At 59.9% G+C, this 6,137-nt stretch carries 4 protein-coding genes and 4 pseudogenes; 2 read left to right on the top strand and 6 right to left on the bottom strand.

Annotation, left to right across the window (positions count from 1 at the left end; all coding sequences use genetic code 11):
* The 5 genes and pseudogenes from NKI21_RS32090 to NKI21_RS32070 all read right to left on the bottom strand — a co-directional run.
* Positions 1–434, bottom strand: a pseudogene (locus NKI21_RS32090) (hypothetical protein); the annotation flags it as partial.
* A gap of 655 nt (positions 435–1,089) precedes the next feature.
* Positions 1,090–1,540 (bottom strand): annotated as a pseudogene (locus NKI21_RS32085) (IS3 family transposase); the annotation flags it as partial.
* A 77-nt stretch (positions 1,541–1,617) separates the two neighbouring features.
* A pseudogene (locus NKI21_RS32080) lies at positions 1,618–2,299 on the bottom strand (transposase domain-containing protein); the annotation flags it as partial.
* A 44-nt stretch (positions 2,300–2,343) separates the two neighbouring features.
* On the bottom strand, positions 2,344–2,688 hold the full coding sequence (gene tnpB / locus NKI21_RS32075) for an IS66 family insertion sequence element accessory protein TnpB (protein ID WP_352869260.1): 345 nt from the start codon (positions 2,686–2,688) through the stop codon (positions 2,344–2,346).
* Positions 2,685–2,819 carry a hypothetical protein gene (locus NKI21_RS32070; RefSeq protein WP_502896803.1) on the bottom strand — a complete coding sequence of 45 codons (135 nt, stop codon included), beginning with the start codon at positions 2,817–2,819 and terminating at the stop codon, positions 2,685–2,687. The genes tnpB and NKI21_RS32070 overlap by 4 nt, the downstream gene beginning before the upstream one ends.
* 175 nt (positions 2,820–2,994) lie before the next feature.
* On the opposite strand from NKI21_RS32070, the pseudogene NKI21_RS32065 reads away from it, so the two are divergent.
* Positions 2,995–3,126, top strand: a pseudogene (locus tag NKI21_RS32065) (IS6 family transposase); the annotation flags it as partial.
* A 71-nt stretch (positions 3,127–3,197) separates the two neighbouring features.
* Here the strand turns inward: NKI21_RS32065 and NKI21_RS32060 are convergent.
* Complete coding sequence (locus NKI21_RS32060; protein ID WP_352869258.1) at positions 3,198–4,376, bottom strand: IS256 family transposase; 1,179 nt, start codon at positions 4,374–4,376, stop codon at positions 3,198–3,200.
* A gap of 631 nt (positions 4,377–5,007) precedes the next feature.
* Between NKI21_RS32060 and NKI21_RS32055 the strand changes: the two genes are divergently transcribed.
* The gene (locus tag NKI21_RS32055) at positions 5,008–5,748 is read left to right on the top strand and encodes a class I SAM-dependent methyltransferase (RefSeq protein WP_352869255.1); all 741 of its coding nucleotides are present in this window, start codon (positions 5,008–5,010) and stop codon (positions 5,746–5,748) included.
* Positions 5,749–6,137 lie beyond the last annotated feature (389 nt).

The raw sequence follows: 6,137 nt of genomic DNA, 5'->3' as shown, positions 1-6,137 counted from the left end.
TCGCCATCGCCTGTGCCGTCCTCAACCGCATGCTTGCCTGCGCAGGCCGAAATCCGCCCGCCGCAAGGCAGCCACGGCATAGTCTGCCGCTTCAAAGATCGCCGTCCGCTCAAGTCCAGATCCATGCACCAACGCCGTTCCATGAACCAACGCCCTTTCGGGATATAGATCCGCTTGACCGGCTTCGGGCGATAGGTGCCCTTCAGCAGGTTTGTCCGCAGGTCGGCCAGATGGTGATCCAACCCATCCTGCATTCGTTGCTTATCCATTCCGTCAATGCCCGGAGTCCGAGCGCCACTCGACGCCAGAACGATCCGGGCGGCCTCGGCAAGCCATTCCCGATCGGCAATGAGCCGTAGAAGTCGATCGAACCGCCGGTTCAGATCGCTCTCGGCCCATGTTGCGAGCTTGTGCTGCGTTTCGCTGATTATCAAAGGTCTTCACCTTGTTTGGTCAGGTAATTCGCACTCCAAGCAGATTGAACTGTTCCCCTTCGCCATGTGGCAGGCTTTCCCTGCCGCGGACTAATACGGGAACTCCGCCAGCATGATGGACATCAGGGTCAACTCCCTTGCGACGCAGAACATCGTGGGCACTCCATCATGCCTTCCCTTCGTTCATATGCCGGACATTCCACGCACTGGGGAGGTTGCCGGTCGCGGTCCTTGTCCTTGCGTCCCGCAAGTCGATGCCGCTGCCATGGTCTGGACTGTGTTCTCCCCATGGCTCCCTGCAGGCGGCCTACATGTACGCCCACATTCGGATGCCGCCGACATACGTCTCCGGCGACATCATCAGCATTTCGCCTGTTAAGCCGTGTAGGCGAAGGCGACATTTCAGCCCTCGGATGCGGATTAACCGGTTCGCGTTCCTCAACCTTCCAGTGCTACAGTCTCGGGAACCATCTCGGCGTAACGGCTTCGCCTCAATTCCCTTTACCTGCGGGCTACATCACCCTGCCAGTTGACGACAGGTCACCGCCGCTTGGGCTCAAGCCCCCTCACAGCAGGGAGCAGGGCATTCTTCAAATCCTCCTTTCTCAATGCATTCCGAACATATGCACCCCGGACCATCCGGGACGAGGCGCACTATAGGGGTGATGTCCATCGCCCAGACCTGGTTCGGACGATCGACCTTCAGTCCGCGCAGGTGATAGGGATAGATTTTGTTGCCCGGCGCGGGTTTCGAGGTGTTCGGTCGGCGATAGATCGCCTCGACGCCCATGCGCTTCATCAGCGTGGCGACGTGGCGGCGGCCGATCTCGACGCCCTCCCGGTTGAGAAGGTCGCGCAACATCCGGCTACCTGCGAACGGGTATTCCAGATGCAGTTCATCGATGCGGCGCATCAGCGCGAGGTCCTCGGCCGACACCGGCCGCGGCTTGTAGTAGACGCGGCTGATGTTCAGAGCCTTGGCCTGACGGACGATGGGAAGGTCGTGGTTGCGGTCGAGCATCGCTTTACGCTCAGCATGCCGGCCTTGATGAGTGCGCCTTCCAAAAAATCGTTCTCCAGCGCCAGCTCTCCATCTTGGCGTGAACGGTGTGTGGTTCCGGCGCGTGCACTTCGTCATGGTCTCTCCTGATTCGCGGCAACCACGTTGCCGTTGTCAGGCGGAAAATCCACTTATCGTTCTGTCCAGATTCCCCAAGCCAGCTCTCTTGTCGAACAAGATTGTCGCCAGCAGTTGGGGACCGATGAAGCCGCGCGGCGTGGAATGGAACAGCGCCGGCGGCTGGGTGATCTTCTCGCAGTCGCCGGCAGGTGAACTTTTCGCGCACCGTCTCGATCAGCTTGAACCGGCGCGGGATCTCTTCAAGCGTCTCGGTCACATCCTCACCCAGTTTCGACAGCCGCGATCCGCCGCAGCAGGTGGGAGGCTCGATGACGACGCGCTCGCGTTCGATATTCTCTGGTCAGGGCTTACGCACCGGCCGCTTGCGCGTGAAGGAACGCACGCTCTGGGTCTTCGCCGCCGCGGCGGCCGCGGCAAGCTCGTCCTCGGTCGCCGCGGTCACGAGGTCTTCGAGTTACAATTCCAACTGCTCGATCAGCCGCGCCGTGCGCTCGGAGCGCTGCCCGTACAGTTCGCGTTTCAGCTTCTCGATGCGCAGCTCGAGATGGACAATCCGCGCCTCGTTGTCGGACAGCATGGCCTGCGCGTTGGCGGCTTCAGCCTGCCAGTTGGCAGCATCCGCGACCGCCATATCCCGTTCCGCCTGCAACGCCTCACGCTCAGCCAGCAGCGCCACGTAGGCGCTGGCAAGATCCGAGGGGAGCTCAACCGGCTTCGAAGTCATGCGTCGATTGAATCACATTCCATCGTATTTTCAATTAAAAAATGCTACCCAACCCGAGCTGGACGCCACGTTTCCTGAGGGTTGCGCCAGTCTATCCCAGACAAGAGATAACTCAGCTGCGCGGGAGATACTGTCACAACTCCACCCTCAACTGTCGGCCATATGAAGCGGCCGCGCTCGAGTCTTTTTGTGAACAGGCATGCTCCTTGGCCATCATGCCAAATGACCTTCAACAAATTTCCGCGTTTCCCCCTGAAGCAAAGCAGGTTGCCCCCAAGGGGATTATGTTTGAGGACCTCCTGCACCCGTAGCGCCAGTGATGGAAAGCCACATCTCATGTCGGTGTAGCCTGTGGCTAACCACACACGCAGGCCTTCTGTCGGGATCATCGCAGCATTTCCAGCCCCTGCAAGATCCGCAGCAGGACACTTACGTCGACAGTGCGGTCGACGATCACACGCCGGCCGTTGGCCCCGACGATTTCCATCCGGCCACCGGTAGAAACTTCTTGGCTGGTCATAGCCGGTACTCCAGAGTGCGATCGCCAGGAGCCGGCTCTTCCGGCTCTACATCGTGCAGACCAGGACCGACAACACCCATATCAATGAAGGCGATCGGTGAGCTCTCGGGCCAGGCTTGGATCGGCCACGCCCTTGCTGGGCTTGCTTCATCCAGAGGAACAAGTGGTTCGCGTTCGTTTCGTTTCGATCTTCTCGGCTCTGCGCAATCTCTTCGTCCCGCCCCGCTCAAAACGCTCCGCTCTCGCTACACATATTCACCGCCTGCAGGCCATGGCGCAATGGAAAGCCGTGGCCGTGGTCAGCTGACAGATCGTGTCCCCGGGAGTGGTGTAGCTGACGGCTTGGTCGCCGCGCTCTCCGGCATGGGGCCGGGATGATCAGCGTGCCACGGCTGGCAGGCTGATGAGAGGATCATCGCTCATTTGGCTGATGGTTTCCAGCGTCATGTATCTGGCGCGCTGGACGGCCCATTCATCATTCTGCAACGCGCCGACGAGGCGGACGATGGCATCGTCATTGGGGAAGATGCCGACGACCTCGGTCCTGCGCTTGATCTCGCCGTTGAGGCGCTCGATCGGGTTGGTGCTATGCAGCTTGGCGCGGTGCTCCCTGGGGAAGGTCATGTAGGCCAGCACGTCGGGCTCGGCGTCGTCCATGATGGCGGCGAGCTTGGGCACCTTCGGCCGGATCTGGTCGGCGACGGCACGCCATTGGGTGCTGGCGGCTTCTGGCGTCTCCTGGGCAAACGCGGTGGCGATGAAGGCGGAGACGACACGGCGGCCGCTCTTGCCGGCATGCGCCAGCACGTTCCTCATGAAGTGGACCCGGCAGCGCCGCCATGTCGCGCACAGCACCTTGGTGACGGCCGCCTTGATGCCTTCATGGGCATCGGAGACGACGAGCTTGACGCCCCTGAGGCCGCGGCGGGTCAGCTTGCGCAAAAACTCCGTCCAGATCGGCTCGGCCTCAGACGTGCCGACCTCCATGCCCAGCACCTCGCGCCGGCCGTCCGCGTTGACGCCGACAGCGATGATGACGGCGACCGAGACGATGCGTCCGCCGCGGCGCACCTTGAGGTAGGTGGCGTCGATCCACAGGTATGGCCAGTCGCCCTCGATGGGTCTTTCAAGGAACGCTTTGACCTTGCCGTCGATCTCTTCGCACAGCCGGCTGACCTGGCTCTTGGAGATGCCGCTCATGCCCATGGCCTTGACCAGGTCGTCGACCGAGCGGGTCGAGATACCCTGGACGTAGGCCTCCTGGATGACGGCCGTCAGCGCCTTCTCCGCCATGCGCCGCGGTTCGAGGAAGCCCGGAAAGTAGGAGCCCTTCCTGAGCTTGGGGATGCGCAGCTCGACGGTGCCGGCCCGCGTCTCCCAATCGCGATCGCGATAGCCGTTGCGCTGAGCCGTCCGCAACGGGTTCTTCTCGCCATAGGCGGCGCCCACCTCCAGCTCCATCAGCCGCTCGGCGGCAAAGCCGATCATCTCGCGCAAGATATCGGCGTCGGGGGTCTTCTCCACGAGCGTGCGCAGGTTCATCATGTCGTCGGTCATCGGTGGTTCCTTCGAATCAGGTTGGTGTCAGCAACCCGACCTTACCCGGGAACATCGATGACCGCCGCAAAGCCGCTCGCTCGCTACGGCGCTGTTGAGGGCGCGCTCGCGAGCGGCTTCGCTACCGCCGAGCTACACCACGTCTGGGGACGCGACCCAGCTGACATCAGCGGCCGCAGGTCTCAACGCGTGTATATGCAGACAACGTGACATCGCCCAAATCTTTTCTGTCAGAAGCAACGAAGGCGTTAATTTAGCGCCGCTCGTTGGTCGGGGTTTTGCCAAAGTTGATCCCGATAGACCTTCGAAATGTGAGGGTGAGGAGAAGCCGCAATCCAGCGCAATGTCGGCAATGCTCAGTCGGAGGGCGGATATCTCCTATAGGGCTCCTGACGTGGCCGAAATCGCATAACCTAATAGTCGCGAAACCTTAATAAACGATAACTTGCATGTACGGCCATCATCGACAACGATTGCCATTATAGCTTCAACGCTCGATTTGAACATGTCGGTAAAGCGAATTCGCGGGCTGTTTCCATGGGACGCATATACCGTTGAGTATGCAGTAGAATGGGCTGTTAAGGCAAGTATGGAATGCCTTGAAGATGCTATTTTTACGAGGAGTGCTTCAATGACAATAACTCTGCCTGAATTCGAGGAGGCGCCGCGGAGATCACGTGGGCGAAACGTTCGCGCTGGCTTACAACGCGGACTAGGCCTGCAGGGCCACAATCTGGTTGAGCAATTGCACCAGGACAAGCTTTACAATAGGGCTATGGAACTGGCACGAAACCGGACGCTCCTGGGCGAGCGAAACCGAATGAATCTCTATCTCATCTTACGTTTCGGCTTCGATGGCCTAGCGGCCGGCCATGTCGTCGAGTTCGGCACTTATCGCGGCGGCAACGCGCTTTTTCTGGCCGCCGTATGCAAGGAACTCTATCCCGACATGAAAGTCTACGCTTTCGACACTTTCGAGGGTATGCCGCAAACGGACCCGCAGCGTGACACTTACAGAGCAGGCGATTTCAGTGATGCAGGATACGATGATCTGCTGGAGCTTATCGAGAGGCAGAAGATCGATAATCTCCATCTGGTTCGGGGGCTGTTCGAGGACACTGCTGAGGATGTGCTGAAAAATATAGGCTCGGTCCGTTTGTGCCATATCGACTGTGACATTTACAGCGCCGTGAAGTATAGCTACGATGTATCCCGAAAATATATGGTCGATGGAGGCTATTGGGTGTTCGACGACTGCCTGTATGCGGATTGCATAGGAGCCATGGAGGCGGTGGAGGAAGTGATGATTCAGCGGGACAGCCGCTTCGCGGAGCAGGTTTTTCCACATCTCGTCTATCGCAATTGGACGTGAAGCCGAACCTGACCATTCCGCCAGCGGGCCTTCCACTGGCGTGAATCTGACAAGACAGTTCCTCTACCCGGAAGGCGCGCCGCCTTGTTCAGGTTAAGCCATGGCTCTTTGCCGTCCGCCGCTGGCCGGAAGACAGGGATCTTATGATGCGACCTGTGCGCGGTGACCCGTTCGCGTGTCCAACGATTGCGTGGCCGGTCACCAGTCCCTTGCGGTTGAGGATGCCGGCAATCAGATCATCATTGGCGATGAGCACCAGTTGGCGGACGGCCGAGATGATATCGCCGGAAGTGCTGTTGCGCTGGGCGTTGGTGCATGGATCTGGACTTGAGCGGACGGCGATCTTTGAAGCGGAAGACTATGCCGTGGCTGCCTTGCGGCGGGCGGAT

Origin of the sequence: Mesorhizobium sp. M0715 (assembly GCF_040320355.1) — a bacterium.
In the GTDB taxonomy this organism is placed as follows: domain Bacteria; phylum Pseudomonadota; class Alphaproteobacteria; order Rhizobiales; family Rhizobiaceae; genus Mesorhizobium.
The sequence above is the reverse complement of the archived record's forward strand: the minus strand, read 5'-3'. Positions and strand labels throughout refer to the sequence as shown.